The sequence below is a fragment of the Streptomyces sp. NPDC001194 genome (assembly GCF_042896985.1).
Taxonomy (GTDB): Bacteria; Actinomycetota; Actinomycetes; order Streptomycetales; family Streptomycetaceae; genus Streptomyces.
The window spans coordinates 258843-273398 of sequence record NZ_JBIAXU010000003.1; the positions used below are offsets into that span (position 1 = coordinate 258843).

The window sequence follows — 14556 nt, forward strand, 5'->3', positions numbered from 1 at the left end:
AAGTTGAGTCTATTCCACTCAAGGACGGATTTCCGCCCTCACGTACCCTCGGGCCATGGCTCTTGACGTACTCAACCCGACGCCCGAGTACCTCGCCTTCTGGCGGGAGCGGCACGTCTGCACGCTGACCACCCCGCGCCCCGACGGGACCCCGCACGTGGTGCCGGTGGGCGTCACGTACGACCCGGAGGCCGGCCTGGCCCGGGTGATCAGCAACAAGAACAGCAAGAAGATCCGCAACGTGCTGGCGGCGCAGGGCGCGCAGGAGGGCCCCGCGCGGGTCGCCGTGTGCCAGATGGCGGGGCGGCGCTGGGCGACGCTGGAGGGGTACGCGGTGATCCGTACGGACGAGGCCTCGGTCGCCGAGGCGGTCGCACGCTACGCGGAGCGGTACGGAAGGACGCCGTCGCCCAATCCGGACCGGGTCGTCCTGGAGATCACCCTCGACCGGGCGATGGGCCGGGCCTGAAGGAGAAACAGTTCGGTTTTCACCTTGTCCGGTTCAAGCACTGGACGCGGACATCACAACGGCGCCATCGTGGTCAGGTCCACGATGGCGCCGTTGCGTGGGGGAAGCACCTGGAGCGATCTGCGACGACGGGGGAATCGCTTCAGGCACTGCGGGGGGTGGCGGTGGTGATATCGGGTTCGAAGAGCTGGTGGTCGCGCTGATCAAGGTTGACGAAGACCATTCCGTAGCGCACCTCGCAGCGGACGGGCTGCGGCGCGCCGCGGGGGCGGCGCAGGCAGCGGTACGCCCGGACGTCCTCGTCCTCCTCGCGCGTGATGACGATGGGCTGTCCGAACAGGGTGACCATCAGCGAGTCGCCGGGGTGGGGGATGGCGGTGGCGAGGTCGATGAACTGCCAGCCGGAGCGGTAGGCAGAGGCCATTTCGCGACGGAAACCGCGGTCGTCGGGGGTCATGCCGCGCTCTCCACGCCAACGACGCCCGCTTCGGCGTCTGCGGGGGCCGAGCGCCATCCGCTGTCCATCGGTGCCGCGCGCCATCCACTGTCCTCCAGCGGCGCCGCCTGGAGGTCTGCGGCACCCCCTTCAGCTCCCCCCAGGGTGACCCCGGCAAGTCCCAGACCGGCCACAGCCGAGAAGATGACGGTGGCAAGCGCCGAGCGAAGCATTCTCTTGTTCATGGTCGGCTTCGTCCTCACTTGATGAAATCCTCTCCCCCGCCTGTCAGACGATGGCTCATTCAGGCACGTCGCTGCCACAGGGACGATGCATCATGTTCTTGCATGTTCAGGACCCTGGGGGGTGGAGATTTGACCACAAACAGCACAAAAGCGACACATCCCCACTCGGTCACCGAGCTGTGCGGCGAGGGGGCACGGCTCTACACGAGCGCGCTGCGCACGGGACGTATCGCACGTGGGGATGTCAAAACGGCACCCTGTCTGCTCGATCTGGCGTTGTTGCAGCCAGATCCTGATGACGTGAATTCCCTCCGTCCGGTTCCACCAGCGGTGGCACTCGCACAGCGGCTGCATCCGATCGAACGCGAGATCCGCGACAGGCGCCGCGACTCACTCGAACTGTCCGAGGCTTTCGAGCCGTTTCTCGCCATCAGCGCGCAGAGTCCGGCGAGCACCCACGCCATCACCGTCCTCGAGGGCTTCGACCCCATCAACGCGGCCCTCAACCTTGCCACGGCCGAGTGTCACACGGAGATGCTCACCATCCAGCCCGGCGGCGCCCGCCCCAGCCTGGAGCTCACCGAGGCCCTGGAACGCGACCAGCCGCTGACCGACCGCGGTGTCCGGATCCGGACCCTCTACCAGCACACCGTGCGGCACAGCCGCGGCACGCTCGCGTACGTCGACCTCCTCAAGGCCGGCAAGGTCGAGGTGCGCACGCTGGAGGAACTCTTCGAGCGCCTCATCATCTTCGACCGCACCGTCGCCTTCATCCCGGCCAGCGACGACCGCCAGGTCGCCCTGGAGCTGCGCCACCCGGGGCTGGTGGACTACCTCATCAAGGTCTTCGAGCAGCTCTGGCACCGCGCCGTGCCGCTCCAGGAGGAAGTCACGTACCAGCACACCCGCGGGGGCATCTCGGGCGTGCAGCGCACCATCGCGCAGCTCCTCGTCGAGGGGCACGTGGACGAGGCCATCGCCCGCCGGCTGGGCATGAACGTACGGACCTGCCGCGCGCACATCGCGAAGCTCGCCAGTACCCTCGGCAGCGGCAGCCGGGCCCAGCTCGGCTTCCTCATCGCGCGCTCCGGGATCCTGGAGGACGAGGGCGACTGAAACGCACGCACAGGCCCCGTCCGGAATCCCGGACGGGGCCTGTGCGTGCGTGCCGTGCGTGCCGTGCGCGTGCCGCGTGCGCGCGGGCGGTTCAGTCGCCCTGACGCTTCGGCGCGGGGCGCCAGACGACCAGGGCGTTGCCCGCCACCGGTGGCTGGTACTTGACCAGATCCCGCCGGTACGAGGCGTGCACCTGGGCCTCGCGCTGCTGCAGCACGGCGGCCGCGCCGTCCACCGCCGCCGAGAGCTCGGCCACGCGCTGCTGGAGCGCCGCGACCTGGTTCTCCAGCTCGATGATCCGCTTGATCCCCGCCAGGTTGATGCCCTCGTCCTGGGACAGCGCCTGCACCGTGCGGAGCAGCTCGATGTCGCGGGCCGAGTAGCGCCGGCCGCGGCCGGCCGTCCGGTCCGGGGAGACCAGGCCGAGGCGGTCGTACTGGCGCAGGGTCTGCGGATGCAGGCCCGAGAGCTGGGCGGCCACCGAGATCACGTATACCGGTGTGTCGTCCGTGAGCTGGTAGTGGCTCCTGCGGCGGCCGTCCATGTCATGCTCCCTTCGCGGACTCGAACAGCGCGGCGCGCGGGTCCTCCGACTCCGTCGCGTCGCGGTACATCTCCAGCGCCTCGCGGGCCTTGTCCGACAGCGAGGCCGGAACGGCGACCTCGACCGTCACCAGCAGGTCTCCGCGGGTGCCGTCCTTGCGGACCGCTCCCTTGCCGCGGGCCCGCATCGTACGGCCGCTGGGGGTGCCCGGCGGCAGCTTCAGCGTCACCGAAGGGCCGTTCAGGGTCGGGACCTTGATCTCGGCGCCCAGGGCGGCCTCGGCGATGGTCACCGGGACGGTGACCGTCAGGTTGTCGTCCTTGCGCCCGAACACCGGGTGGGAGTCGACGTGGACGACGACGTACAAGTCGCCGGCGGGCCCGCCGCGTTCACCCGGGGCTCCCTTGCCGCGCAGCCGGATCCGCTGGCTGTCGGAGACGCCCGCGGGGATCCGGACCTGCATGGTGCGGGAGGACTTGGCCCGCCCGCTGCCCTTGCAGACGTCGCAGGGGGTCTCGGCGATGAGGCCGCGGCCCTTGCAGTCCGCGCAGGGGTCGGTCAGCGAGAACCCGCCGCCACTGCCCCGCGAGACCTGGCCGGTGCCGACGCAGGTCGGGCACACGCGCGGCGTGCCGTTCTTGTCACCGGTGCCCGAACAGGCCTTGCAGGGCGCCTGCGAGGACATCCGGAGCGGGACCGTGGCCCCGTCCACCGCCTCCGTGAAGGAGAGGGTGACCTCCGATTCGATGTCCTGGCCGCGGCGCGGCTGGACCCTGGTACCGGAACCCGCGCCGCCGCGGTTGAACAGTCCGCCGAAGACATCGCCCAGACCGCCGCCACCACCGAAGCCGCCCGCGCCGCCGCCACCCTGCTGGGTGCCGCCGAACAGGTCGCCCAGGTCGAAGTTGAACGAGCCGCCGCCCCCGCCGGGACCGGGGCGGAAGCCGCCGTTCCCGAACAGGGCGCGGGCCTCGTCGTACTCCTTGCGCTTCTTGGCGTCGCCGAGGATGTCGTTGGCCTCGGAGATCTCCTTGAAGCGCTCCTCGGCCGAGGCGTCGCCCTTGTTGGCGTCCGGGTGGAACTCGCGCGCGAGCTTCCGGTACGCCTTCTTGATCTCGGCCTCGGTGGCGTCCTTCGGGACACCGAGGACCTTGTAGTAGTCCTTCTCGACGAAGTCCTTCGTGCTCATCCCCGGTGTCCCTCCTCTCGTACCGCTACTGGTTCAACGTCAGCCCTTGTCGGGGGCATCCGTGTCCTTGTCCGAAGGCGCGTCGGCCTCGGCCGACTCGGACTTGGGGGCCGCGCCCGGCTGGGGCTCGGCCACCGCGACCCGCGCGGGGCGGATCGTACGCTCGCCGATCCGGTACCCCGGCTGCAGGATCGCCACGCAGGTGTCCTCGGTGACGTCCGGCGCGTACGAGTGCATCAGGGCCTCGTGGATCGTCGGGTCGAAGGGCTCGCCCTCCTTGCCGAACTGCTGCAGCCCCATCTTGGCCGCGGCGGTCTCCAGCGATTCGGCCACCGACTTGAAGCCGCCGACCAGCTCGCCATGGTCCCGCGCCCGGCCGATGTCGTCCAGGGTCGGGAGCAGCTCCGTCAGGAGGGACGCGACCGCGATCTCCTTGACGGCGATCCGGTCCCGCTCCACCCGGCGGCGGTAGTTCTGGTACTCCGCCTGGAGCCGCTGGAGGTCCGCGGTGCGCTCACCGAGCGCGGTGCGTGCCTGGTCCAGCTGCGCCAGCAGAGCCGTGTCCTGGGCGGACTGGGCTGCGGAGTCCCCGGCCGGGGCCGCGGCCTCCTCCTCGGAGGAAGCTGCGGCCTTCGGCTCGGCGGCGTCGTCAGGCGTGCCGTCGGCGGGGACTTCGGGCTTCTCCTCGAAGCCCGGGGTCTCCTCCGACATCAGGCAGCGCCGCCCTTCGGCTTGTCCTCGTCCACGATCTCGGCGTCGACGACGTCGTCGTCGGCCTTGGCCTGGCCCGCGTCACCCGCGCCGCCGGCAGCGCCCTGGGCGGCCTGCGCGTCGGCGTAGATGGCCTGGCCGAGCTTCTGGCTGACCGCGGCGAGCTTCTCGGTCGCGGTGCGGATCTCGGTGGTGTCCTCGCCCTTGAGCTTTTCCTTCAGCTCGGCGACGGCGGCCTCGACCTCGGTCTTGACCTCGGCCGGGACCTTGTCCTCGTTGTCCTTGACGAACTTCTCCGTCTGGTAGACGAGCTGCTCGCCCTGGTTGCGGGACTCGGCCGCCTCCTTGCGGCGCAGGTCCTCGTCCGCGTACTGCTCCGCCTCCTGGCGCATGCGGTCGACCTCGTCCTTGCCGAGCGAGGAGCCGCCGGTGACGGTCATCTTCTGCTCCTTGCCCGTGCCGAGGTCCTTGGCCGTGACGTGCATGATGCCGTTCGCGTCGATGTCGAAGGAGACCTCGATCTGCGGGACGCCGCGCGGGGCCGGGGGCAGGCCCGTCAGCTCGAACATGCCGAGCTTCTTGTTGTACGCCGCGATCTCGCGCTCGCCCTGGTAGACCTGGATCTGCACGGACGGCTGGTTGTCCTCGGCCGTCGTGAAGATCTCGGACCGCTTGGTCGGGATCGTGGTGTTGCGCTCGATGAGCTTGGTCATGATGCCGCCCTTGGTCTCGATGCCGAGGGACAGCGGGGTCACGTCGAGGAGCAGGACGTCCTTGACCTCACCCTTGAGGACACCGGCCTGGAGGGTGGCGCCGATGGCGACGACCTCGTCCGGGTTGACGCCCTTGTTGGCGTCCTGACCGCCGGTCAGCTCCTTGACGAGCTCGGCGACGGCCGGCATGCGGGTGGAGCCGCCGACCAGGACCACGTGGTCGATCTCGGACAGCTGGATGCCGGCGTCCTTGATGACGTTGTGGAACGGGGTCTTGCAGCGGTCCAGCAGGTCCGCGGTCAGCTGCTGGAACTGGGCGCGCGTGAGCTTCTCGTCCAGGTGCAGCGGGCCCTCGGCGGAAGCCGTGATGTAGGGCAGGTTGATCGTGGTCTCCGTGGAGGAGGACAGCTCGATCTTCGCCTTCTCGGCGGCCTCGCGCAGGCGCTGGAGCGCCATCTTGTCCTTGGAGAGGTCCACGCCGTGGCCGCCCACGAACTGCTTCACCAGGTAGTCGACGACGCGCTGGTCCCAGTCGTCACCACCGAGGTGGTTGTCACCGTTGGTCGCCTTGACCTCGACGACGCCGTCGCCGATCTCGAGGAGCGACACGTCGAAGGTGCCGCCACCGAGGTCGAAGACGAGAATGGTCTGGTCGTCCTTGTCGAGGCCGTAGGCCAGGGCGGCGGCGGTCGGCTCGTTGACAATACGCAGGACGTTCAGGCCCGCGATCTCGCCGGCCTCCTTCGTCGCCTGGCGCTCGGAGTCGTTGAAGTAGGCCGGGACGGTGATGACCGCGTCCGTGACCTTCTCACCCAGGTACGCCTCGGCGTCGCGCTTCAGCTTCTGCAGGATGAAGGCGCTCATCTGCTGCGGGTTGAAGTCCTTGCCATCCAGGTTGATCTTCCAGTCAGTGCCCATGTGGCGCTTGACGGAGCGGATGGTGCGGTCCACGTTCGTGACCGCCTGGCGCTTGGCGACCTCGCCGACGAGGACCTCGCCGTTCTTGGCGAAGGCGACGACGGACGGCGTGGTCCTGGCGCCCTCGGCGTTGGTGATGACGGTGGGCTCGCCGCCTTCGAGAACGCTGACGACGGAGTTAGTGGTGCCCAGGTCGATGCCGACCGCACGTGCCATTTTGATTTCCTCCAGCTGACTTGAGTGGAACAGACTCAACCATGCCCCATCACCGCGCGAACGTCAACAGAGGTGAGTGGAGGCGACTCAACTTTTATCGCCGCCTTACGCTCACAGGGACCTCCCGAGGGCCGAGCGGGCGATGCTGCGGCGGCCCACTGCGCGGCACCGCCGAAACCGCCGGAGGCGCATGCAGGGTGCCCCCATGCCGCTGCCGCCGCTCACGCTCCCCCCGATCCGGCGCCTCGTACGACGGCGCCCCGCGGGCCCCCCGCACCCCCTCGCGCGCCGGCGGAGCCTGCCGGACCTGCCCGACCTGCCGCACGTGTCCGCCAAGCGGGTGGTCGACCTCCTCGGGGCCGCCGCGCTGACCGGGCTGCTCGCACTGCCGTTGCTGGCCGTCGCCGCCCTGCTGTACGCGGCGCAGGGCGGCCGGGTCTTCGTGCGGGAACCGGCGGCGGGGCTCGCCGGGCGGCCCTTCCTCACCTGGCGGCTGCGCACGGACGGGGCCGGGCGGCTGGGGGCGGCGCTGGAGCGGTGCGCCCTGGACGGGGCGCCCCAGCTGCTGAACGTGCTGCGCGGGGAGATGTCACTGGTCGGGCCGCGCCCGGAACCGCGTACGGACCGGGCCGACCGGCTCCTCGTACGCCCGGGAATGACCGGTTTGTGGCAGGTCAGCGCGCGATCCGACCTCCCCTGGGAAGAGATGGCCCTGCTGGACCGGCACTATGTGGAGAGCCATTGGCTGGGGATGGATCTCGCGATCCTGGCTCAGACCCCTCGGGCGGCCTGTCGGCACAGGCGCTCCTGAGGCATGCCTGAGCGACACAGATCACCGCTCGCCCACCTACATTGCGGCGCGGGGAATGGGTAACCTCAAGCCTTGACTTCATAAGTTACCGCTTAGTAAGTGCCGCCCGAGGAGCCCTTCCATGCAACTCGCCGCGATCATCGTGTCGCTGGTCATCACGGTGGTGGCCGTCGCACTGTTCGGCCGTGCCACCGTGCAGATCTACCGCTTCGTGCGGCTCGGCCAGCCAGTGCCCGCGGGCACCCGCACGGGCGACCCGACGCAGCGCACCATCACCCTGGTCAAGGAGTTCCTCGGCCACACCCGCATGAACCGCTGGGGCATCGTCGGCTTCGCGCACTGGTTCGTGGCGGTGGGCTTCTTCTCGCTGCTGCTCACGATCGTGAACGCCTTCGGTCAGCTCTTCCAGGCCGACTGGCTGATCCCGATCATCGGCGACTGGCTGCCGTACGAGATCTTCACCGAGTTCCTCGGCCTGATGACCGTCCTCGGCATCGTGACCCTGATCGTGATCCGGCAGCTGAGCAGGCCGGGCGCGGCGGGCCGCAAGTCCCGCTTCGCGGGTTCCAAGACGGGCCAGGCGTACTTCGTCGAGGCCGTCATCCTGATCGTCGGCGTCTGCATCATGACGCTGCGCGCGCTGGAGGGCGTCCAGCACGGGGTCGACGGCTGGGAGCCGGGCTTCTTCGCCTCGTACCCGCTGATCGCCGCGTTCGACGGGCTGGACCTGAGCACGATCCAGTACCTGACGTACTTCTTCGCCGCGCTCAAGATCGTCACCTCCTTCACCTGGATGATCACGGTCTCGCTCAACACGAACATGGGCGTCGCCTGGCACCGCTTCCTCGGCTTCCCGAACATCTGGTTCAAGCGGAACGCCGACGGTTCGACGGCGCTGGGCGCGCTGCAGCCGATGACGAGCGGCGGCAAGGAGATCGACTTCGAGGAGCCGGGCGAGGACGACGTCTTCGGCGTCTCCCAGGTCGAGCAGTTCTCCTGGAAGGGCATCCTCGACTTCTCCACGTGCACGGAGTGCGGCCGCTGCCAGTCGCAGTGCCCGGCGTGGAACACGGGCAAGCCGCTGTCCCCGAAGCTCCTGATCATGTCGCTGCGCGACCACGCCCACGCCAAGGCGCCGTACCTGCTCGCGGGTGGCGGCAAGACCATGGAGGGCGAGGAGAAGGCGACCGCGGAGCAGCTGAAGGACGTTCCGGCGGCGGCGCTGGCGGAGGCCGAGCGCCCGCTGATCGGCACCGCCGAGGAGAACGGCGTCATCGACCCGGACGTGCTGTGGTCCTGCACGACCTGCGGTGCGTGCGTCGAGCAGTGCCCGGTCGACATCGAGCACATCGACCACATCGTCGACATGCGCCGCTACCAGGTGATGATCGAGAGCGCGTTCCCGTCGGAGGCGGGCACGATGCTCAAGAACCTGGAGAAGAAGGGCAACCCCTGGGGTCTGGCCAAGAAGCAGCGCGTGGAGTGGACCAAGGAGGTCGACTTCGAGGTCCCGATCGTCGGCAAGGACGCCGAGGACCTCTCGGAGTACGACTACCTGTACTGGGTCGGCTGCGCGGGCGCCCTGGAAGACCGCGCGAAGAAGACCACGAAGGCCTTCGCCGAGCTGCTGAACATCGCGGGCGTCAAGTTCGCGATCATGGGCGGCGACGAGAAGTGCACCGGTGACTCCCCGCGCCGCCTGGGCAACGAGCCGCTGTTCCAGCAGCTGGCCCAGGAGAACGTGGCCATGCTGAACATGGCGTTCGGCGAGGACGACGACGACCCGGAGACGAAGAAGCCGAAGTCGGCGAAGCGGATCGTCTCCACCTGCCCGCACTGCTTCAACACCATCGCGAACGAGTACCCGCAGCTGGGCGGCGAGTACGAGGTCATCCACCACACGCAGCTGCTGCAGCACCTGATCGACGAGGGCCGGCTGCTGCCGGTGACGCCGGTGGACGGCCTGATCACGTACCACGACCCGTGCTACCTGGGCCGGCACAACAAGGTCTACACGCCGCCGCGCGAGATCATGTCGGCCGTGCCGGGCCTGCGGCAGCAGGAGATGCACCGCCACAAGGAGCGGGGCTTCTGCTGTGGCGCCGGTGGCGCGCGGATGTGGATGGAAGAGCGCATCGGCAAGCGCATCAACAACGAGCGCGTGGACGAGGCGCTGTCCCTGAACCCGGACATCGTCTCGACGGCCTGCCCGTTCTGCCTGGTCATGCTGACGGACTCGGTGAACGGCAAGAAGAACGACGGCCAGGCGAAGGAATCCGTCCAGGTCGTGGACGTGGCCCAGCTCCTCCTGGAGTCGGTGAAGGCCCCGGCACCGACGGAAGCCGAGCTGGCGGCGGAGGCCTTGGCGGCCGAGGAGGCCGCGGCAGCCGAGGCCGAGGCGGCAGCCGAGGCGGCGGCGGCCAAGGCGGAAGCCGAGGCGAAGGCGGAGGCGGAAGCTGCGGCGAAGGCGGAGGCCGAGGCGAAGGCGGAGGCCGCCGCCAAGGCGAAGGCCGAGGCAGACGCTGCGGCCAAGGCCGAGGCCGAGGCCGAAGCGGAGGCTGCGGCCAAGGCCGAGGGCGAGCCCGCCGCGGAGGTCGCGCCGGAGGGCGACGCCACCGCCGAGGCGAAGGCCGGGGCCGACGCCACCGCGGAGGCGAAGGCCGGGGCGGCCGAGGAGGCGGACACCGAGGTGGACGCGGCGGCCGGGACCGAAGCCGGGACCGCCGCCACGGCGGAAGCCACGACCGAGGCGGAGGCGGAGCCCAAGGCCGCTGCCGAGGCCACGGCCGAGCCGGAGGCGGAGGCCGCTCAGGCGGACGAGCCGAAGGCGGAGGCCGAGCCGAAGGCCGCCGCGGACACCGAGTCCGAGTCCGAGGCGAAGCCGGAGGCCAAGGCGTAGGTCTGCGGGCCGGGCGGCAGCCCGACGGAACGCCGGTACGGCCGGCCCCCTGAGCAGGGGGCCGGCCGTACCGGCGTTCCGGGACCCGATCGTCAGGGCTCAGGACTGGTCGGCGCGCCCCCGCTTCAGCAGGGCGAAGCCCAGCCCCGCCGCCCCCACGGCAGCCATTCCCCCGCCGGCGGCGACCAGCATCGGCGTGTCACCCTTCGAACTTCCGGCCGCGGTCCCGACACCCTCCGCCCCGGCCTTCACGCCGCCCTTCGGCACCACCCACTCCACCCGGTCCGCCCGCTCCACCGCGGGCTTCGAGGGCTTCGCAGCCTTCGAGTGCTCGGCCACGTACTTCTCGATCAGCTTCCCGTCGAACCCGTACACCCAGCTGTTCCCGCCGCCCTTCCCGTCGATGACGACGAACTTCACGCGCTTGCCGTCCTGGACGATCCGGTACGTCCAGCCGTCGTTCTGCGCGCTGGGGTGCTTCAGGTCGACCGTCCCGAGCCGGTTCCCGTTCGGCATGGAGATCTCGACGCGCTTGCCGTTCGGGCCGTCGACCAGCTTCGCGATCCGCCCGTCCGGCATGGTGATCCGGACCGAGCTCTCCTTCTTGCCCTCCCTGACCTCGTGCTTCGGCCTCTCCAGCGGCTTCGGCTTCGGCGTCGGCGTCGGCTCGGGCTTGGGCTTCGGCGTCGGCTCGCCCTCCACCCAAGAGGTCACGGTCCCGTTCGGCTGGAGGACGACGTGCAGCCCGTTGTTCTGCCCGTACGCCGGCTTGCCGCCCTTGCTGACCAGCGTGTCCAGCTTCACCGACCCGGAGAAGACCACGGCTTCGAAGTGGCCGTCACCGATCTTGTAGACCTTGGCGATCGAGCCGTCGGCGAGCCTGACCGTGGTCACGAAGACCCGCTTGGCCGGCGGCGCGGTCGGGTCGACTTGCGGCACGGTCGGGTCCACGGCCGGCGCCGTCGGATCGACGGCGGGCTGCGTGACGGGCTTCTCCCCGCCCGGCTGCTCCTCCACCGGCCGCTCCCCGGCCGGCTTCTCCTCCGCCGGCCGCTCCCCGCCCGGCTGCTCGACGCCCGGCAGAGCCTCCTGCTCCGGCCCGGCCGGCGAGTCCGCGAAAGCGGACCCGACCGGGAGGGCCAGTACGGCGGCCGCGCCCGCGAAGACGGCGGCGGTGCGAAGGGTGGTGCGACGGGTCGTGCTGCGCATGTGAGGGGCTCTTCTCGTACTCGTGGCTCAAGGCTCGTAGTCGGTGGCGTCGGCGCCTCGGCGGCGACGCATACGAAGCTACGGACCCGATATCTACGTATTCCGTCGAAGATGTAACGAACCCCCGCAGACTCCACACCAACCAGGTAAATCACCCAAAACCACCCATTGGGGATCCCCTAGGGGATGTCACAGCTCAGCCGCAAAGGGCCCCTATTCCGGCAGCCCGCCCACCACGACCCGCGGGACCAGGTACGTTCGATCACGTGGCTGGATTCAGGATCGGACGCGGCCGGGACAACAACCGCGCTCCCCAACAACCCCCGCGGCAGCAGCCGTACGGTCAGCAGCAGCAACCGCCGCAGGCACCGTACGGCCAACAGCCCTACCCTCCCCAGCAGCAGTGGCCTCAGCAGCCCGCCGCCGGAGGACACGGCGAGCCCGAGTACTTCGACCCGCACGAGCAGCAGCAGCCGTACGGCCAGCAGCCCGGGCAGTCGTACGACCGGCAGCAGCAGCCCCCGTACGGCAACGGGGGCCGGGGCGGCGGCTCGTACGCGAACGACAACCCGGGGCACACCCAGGTCTTCGCGTACGGCGAGGACCCCTACAACCAGGGCGCGACGTACCAGGCGGGCGCCGCGGCGGCCGCACCGACGGGCCCGCGCCTGCCGTGGAAGGAACTCCTGCGCGGCATCGTGATGCGGCCGGGGCCGACGTTCCTGCAGATGCGCGACTACGCCGTCTGGGGCCCCGCGCTGATCGTGACCTTCCTGTACGGCCTGCTCGCGGTCTTCGGGCTCGACGACGCCCGCGAGGACGTCATGAAGGCCACCCTTCCCAACGCCGTCCCGATCGTCCTCAGTGCCGGTGTGGCCTTCGTCGTCTGCGGCCTGATCCTGGGCGCCGTCACGCACACCCTGGCGCGCCAGCTGGGCGGCGACGGCGCGTGGCAGCCGACCGTGGGCCTGTCGATGCTGGTCATGTCCATCACGGACGCGCCGCGCCTGCTCTTCGCCGTGTTCCTGGGCGGGGACAACATGTTCGTGCAGGTGCTCGGCTGGGCCACCTGGGTGGCGGCCGGAGCCCTCTTCACGTCGCTCGTCAGCAAGTCGCACGACCTGCCGTGGCCGAAGGCGCTGGGCGCGTCCGCGATCCAGCTGGTCGCGCTGCTGTCGATCATCAAGCTGGGCACGCTGTAAGGCATCGGCGAGAACGAGGAAGGGCCCCGACGCGCTCCGCGTCGGGGCCCTTCCTCGTCGGCCTGTGGATGCCGGGCGATCAGGCGTCGAGGACCTGGCCCTCGCGCCTCACCACGGGCGGCTCGACGGACCAGGGGAAGTTGATCCACTCGTCGGTCTTCTTCCACACGTACTCGCACTTCACGAGCGAGTGGGACTTCTCGTAGATCACGGCGGACCGGACCTCGGCGACGTGCCCCAGGCAGAAGTCGTGGACGAGCTTCAGCGTCTTCCCGGTGTCGGCCACGTCATCGGCGATGAGGACCTTCTTGTCGGTGAAGTCGATCGCCTCGGGCACGGGCGCCAGCATGACCGGCATCTCCAGCGTGGTCCCGACGCCCGTGTAGAACTCGACGTTCACCAGGTGGATGTTCTTGCAGTCGAGCGCGTACGCCAGTCCGCCGGCGACGAAGACGCCGCCCCGGGCGATGCTCAGGATGATGTCGGGCTCGTAGCCGTCATCGGCGATGGTCTGCGCGAGCTCGCGCACCGCCCGCCCGAATCCCTCGTAGTTCAGGTTCTCTCGTACGACGTCGCTCATGCCTCGTGCCTCACCTGGGTGCGGTGGAAGTTCTGGAAGGAGCGCGAGGCCGTCGGGCCGCGCTGGCCCTGGTACCGCGATCCGTAGCGCTCGCTCCCGTACGGGAACTCGGCGGGCGAGCTGAGCCGGAACATGCACAGCTGCCCGATCTTCATCCCGGGCCACAGCTTGATGGGGAGGGTGGCGAGGTTCGACAGCTCGAGCGTGACGTGGCCAGAGAACCCGGGGTCGATGAACCCGGCGGTCGAATGCGTCACCAGCCCCAGGCGGCCCAGGCTGGACTTCCCCTCCAGTCTGGAGGCGATGTCGTCGGGCAGCGAGATGACCTCGTAGGTCGAGGCGAGGACGAACTCGCCCGGGTGGAGGATGAAGGCCTCGTCACCCTCCGGCTCGACCATGCGGGTCAGGTCGGGCTGCTCGACGGCGGGGTCGATGTGGGCGTAGCGGTGGTTCTCGAACACCCGGAAAAACCGGTCGAGACGTACATCGATGCTGGAGGGCTGCACCATCGATTCCTCGAACGGGTCGATGCGAACCCGTCCGCTGTCGATCTCGGCCCGGATGTCTTTGTCTGAGAGAAGCACGTCCCGAGGATACGCAGTGCGCGCGGGCCACCCCCAATCGAGAGCGGCGCCGCGCGCCACGGACCGTCTATCGCTTGACGGCCGCCGCCCCGACGGGCACGGCATGCCTCAGCCGCGCACACCGCGGGCACCGCAACAGCCGCCCGGGCCCGATCCGGCCGGCACCGAGGTGCTGCAGCGGGAACGAAGCGGTACTGAAAACGTGCCCTTCGGCACAACGGACGACGGTGTTCTCCATCGAGTCCCTTTCCCCAACCTGCCGTACTGCGACGAATCGCCACATTAGGGGATGATCGCGACCTGCTCCAGCCGCCACTCCAACACCGCGCCGGCGCCACCGCGCACGGGTACGTTACGCCCCAACTCCCGCCCCCACGAGCCTCGGTGCACCCCACAAACAACGACGACCCCGCGGCTGATTCACCGGGGGTCGATCATGGGGTAGAGTGTCCGAAGATACCGATCCAGGAAACTGGAACGCTATGCGGATGTAGTTTAATGGTAGAACATGAGCTTCCCAAGCTTATAGCGCGGGTTCGATTCCCGTCATCCGCTCAGATACGAAGGCCCAGGTCACAGACCTGGGCCTTCGTCGTTGTCCAGACCTCCCGAGGCCTGTCGCGCCCTCCACATGCACCACGCAGGCAGGTCGCCGTCTCGGATCGCGAGAGGCATTTCAAGTAACCGCGTCACAATCCAGCGCGGATTCACGCA

General features: G+C 69.5%; 12 protein-coding genes, 1 tRNA gene and 1 pseudogene. 6 read left to right on the plus strand and 8 right to left on the minus strand.

Annotated features, from left to right (window positions below; translation table 11 throughout):
- The first annotated feature begins 55 nt into the window (after positions 1–55).
- On the plus strand, positions 56–469 hold the full coding sequence (locus tag ACFY1T_RS09205) for a pyridoxamine 5'-phosphate oxidase family protein (RefSeq protein ID WP_390787641.1): 414 nt from the start codon (positions 56–58) through the stop codon (positions 467–469).
- A 142-nt stretch (positions 470–611) separates the two neighbouring features.
- Here ACFY1T_RS09205 and ACFY1T_RS09210 read toward each other — a convergent pair whose 3' ends face one another.
- A complete protein-coding gene (locus ACFY1T_RS09210) occupies positions 612–926 on the minus strand; it encodes a hypothetical protein (protein ID WP_030299141.1) in 315 nt (104 codons plus the stop codon).
- Between the two features lie 326 nt (positions 927–1252).
- Here ACFY1T_RS09210 and ACFY1T_RS09215 point away from each other — a divergent pair, with 326 nt between their 5' ends.
- Positions 1253–2266, plus strand: coding sequence for a hypothetical protein (locus ACFY1T_RS09215; protein WP_030870924.1), 1014 nt, complete (start codon positions 1253–1255; stop codon positions 2264–2266).
- A gap of 91 nt (positions 2267–2357) precedes the next feature.
- Here ACFY1T_RS09215 and ACFY1T_RS09220 read toward each other — a convergent pair whose 3' ends face one another.
- The 4 genes from ACFY1T_RS09220 to dnaK are packed head-to-tail and all read right to left on the minus strand — an operon-like array spanning position 2358 to position 6557.
- Positions 2358–2810 (minus strand): heat shock protein transcriptional repressor HspR, encoded by a 453-nt coding sequence (locus ACFY1T_RS09220; RefSeq protein WP_030870928.1) that lies wholly within the window; start codon positions 2808–2810, stop codon positions 2358–2360.
- 1 nt (position 2811) lies between these two features.
- Entirely contained in the window at positions 2812–3999 is a 1188-nt protein-coding gene (gene dnaJ, locus ACFY1T_RS09225) for a molecular chaperone DnaJ (protein ID WP_390787642.1), read from the minus strand.
- Positions 4000–4038: 39 nt separating this feature from the next.
- Positions 4039–4710 carry a nucleotide exchange factor GrpE gene (gene grpE, locus ACFY1T_RS09230; RefSeq protein ID WP_390787643.1) on the minus strand — a complete coding sequence of 224 codons (672 nt, stop codon included), beginning with the start codon at positions 4708–4710 and terminating at the stop codon, positions 4039–4041.
- Positions 4710–6557: a molecular chaperone DnaK gene (dnaK, locus tag ACFY1T_RS09235; RefSeq protein ID WP_390787644.1), complete on the minus strand. Its 1848-nt coding sequence runs from the start codon at positions 6555–6557 to the stop codon at positions 4710–4712. Before dnaK ends, grpE begins: the two co-directional genes overlap by 1 nt.
- Positions 6558–6762: 205 nt before the next feature.
- On the opposite strand from dnaK, the gene ACFY1T_RS09240 reads away from it, so the two are divergent.
- Together ACFY1T_RS09240 and ACFY1T_RS09245 are read left to right on the plus strand one after the other, a co-directional pair.
- Entirely contained in the window at positions 6763–7368 is a 606-nt protein-coding gene (locus ACFY1T_RS09240) for a sugar transferase (protein WP_390787645.1), read from the plus strand.
- Positions 7369–7489: 121 nt separating this feature from the next.
- Positions 7490–9703: pseudogene (locus ACFY1T_RS09245) on the plus strand ((Fe-S)-binding protein); the annotation flags it as partial.
- A gap of 663 nt (positions 9704–10366) precedes the next feature.
- Here ACFY1T_RS09245 and ACFY1T_RS09250 read toward each other — a convergent pair.
- The gene (locus tag ACFY1T_RS09250) at positions 10367–11476 is read right to left on the minus strand and encodes a hypothetical protein (protein WP_390787646.1); all 1110 of its coding nucleotides are present in this window, start codon (positions 11474–11476) and stop codon (positions 10367–10369) included.
- A gap of 266 nt (positions 11477–11742) precedes the next feature.
- Here ACFY1T_RS09250 and ACFY1T_RS09255 point away from each other — a divergent pair, with 266 nt between their 5' ends.
- On the plus strand, positions 11743–12678 hold the full coding sequence (locus ACFY1T_RS09255; RefSeq protein ID WP_030870947.1) for a Yip1 family protein: 936 nt from the start codon (positions 11743–11745) through the stop codon (positions 12676–12678).
- Between the two features lie 79 nt (positions 12679–12757).
- On the opposite strand, the gene ACFY1T_RS09260 is transcribed toward ACFY1T_RS09255, so the two are convergent.
- Together ACFY1T_RS09260 and dcd are read right to left on the minus strand one after the other, a co-directional pair.
- Complete coding sequence (locus tag ACFY1T_RS09260; RefSeq protein WP_030870950.1) at positions 12758–13258, minus strand: phosphoribosyltransferase; 501 nt, start codon at positions 13256–13258, stop codon at positions 12758–12760.
- Complete coding sequence (gene dcd / locus ACFY1T_RS09265; RefSeq protein ID WP_030870952.1) at positions 13255–13842, minus strand: dCTP deaminase; 588 nt, start codon at positions 13840–13842, stop codon at positions 13255–13257. Before dcd ends, ACFY1T_RS09260 begins: the two co-directional genes overlap by 4 nt.
- Positions 13843–14326: 484 nt before the next feature.
- Here dcd and ACFY1T_RS09270 point away from each other — a divergent pair.
- Positions 14327–14397 (plus strand) — tRNA-Gly (locus ACFY1T_RS09270).
- The last annotated feature ends 159 nt before the right edge of the window (positions 14398–14556 follow it).

Bases quoted from the DNA above. Each gene is read 5' to 3' on its own strand.
- ACFY1T_RS09205 (WP_390787641.1), top strand. From the start codon at position 56: ATGGCTCTTGACGTACTCAACCCGACGCCCGAGTACCTCGCCTTCTGG.
- ACFY1T_RS09210 (WP_030299141.1), bottom strand. From the start codon at position 926: ATGACCCCCGACGACCGCGGTTTCCGTCGCGAAATGGCCTCTGCCTAC.
- ACFY1T_RS09215 (WP_030870924.1), top strand. From the start codon at position 1,253: ATGTTCAGGACCCTGGGGGGTGGAGATTTGACCACAAACAGCACAAAA.
- ACFY1T_RS09220 (WP_030870928.1), bottom strand. From the start codon at position 2,810: ATGGACGGCCGCCGCAGGAGCCACTACCAGCTCACGGACGACACACCG.
- dnaJ (WP_390787642.1), bottom strand. From the start codon at position 3,999: ATGAGCACGAAGGACTTCGTCGAGAAGGACTACTACAAGGTCCTCGGT.
- grpE (WP_390787643.1), bottom strand. From the start codon at position 4,710: ATGTCGGAGGAGACCCCGGGCTTCGAGGAGAAGCCCGAAGTCCCCGCC.
- dnaK (WP_390787644.1), bottom strand. From the start codon at position 6,557: ATGGCACGTGCGGTCGGCATCGACCTGGGCACCACTAACTCCGTCGTC.
- ACFY1T_RS09240 (WP_390787645.1), top strand. From the start codon at position 6,763: ATGCCGCTGCCGCCGCTCACGCTCCCCCCGATCCGGCGCCTCGTACGA.
- ACFY1T_RS09250 (WP_390787646.1), bottom strand. From the start codon at position 11,476: ATGCGCAGCACGACCCGTCGCACCACCCTTCGCACCGCCGCCGTCTTC.
- ACFY1T_RS09260 (WP_030870950.1), bottom strand. From the start codon at position 13,258: ATGAGCGACGTCGTACGAGAGAACCTGAACTACGAGGGATTCGGGCGG.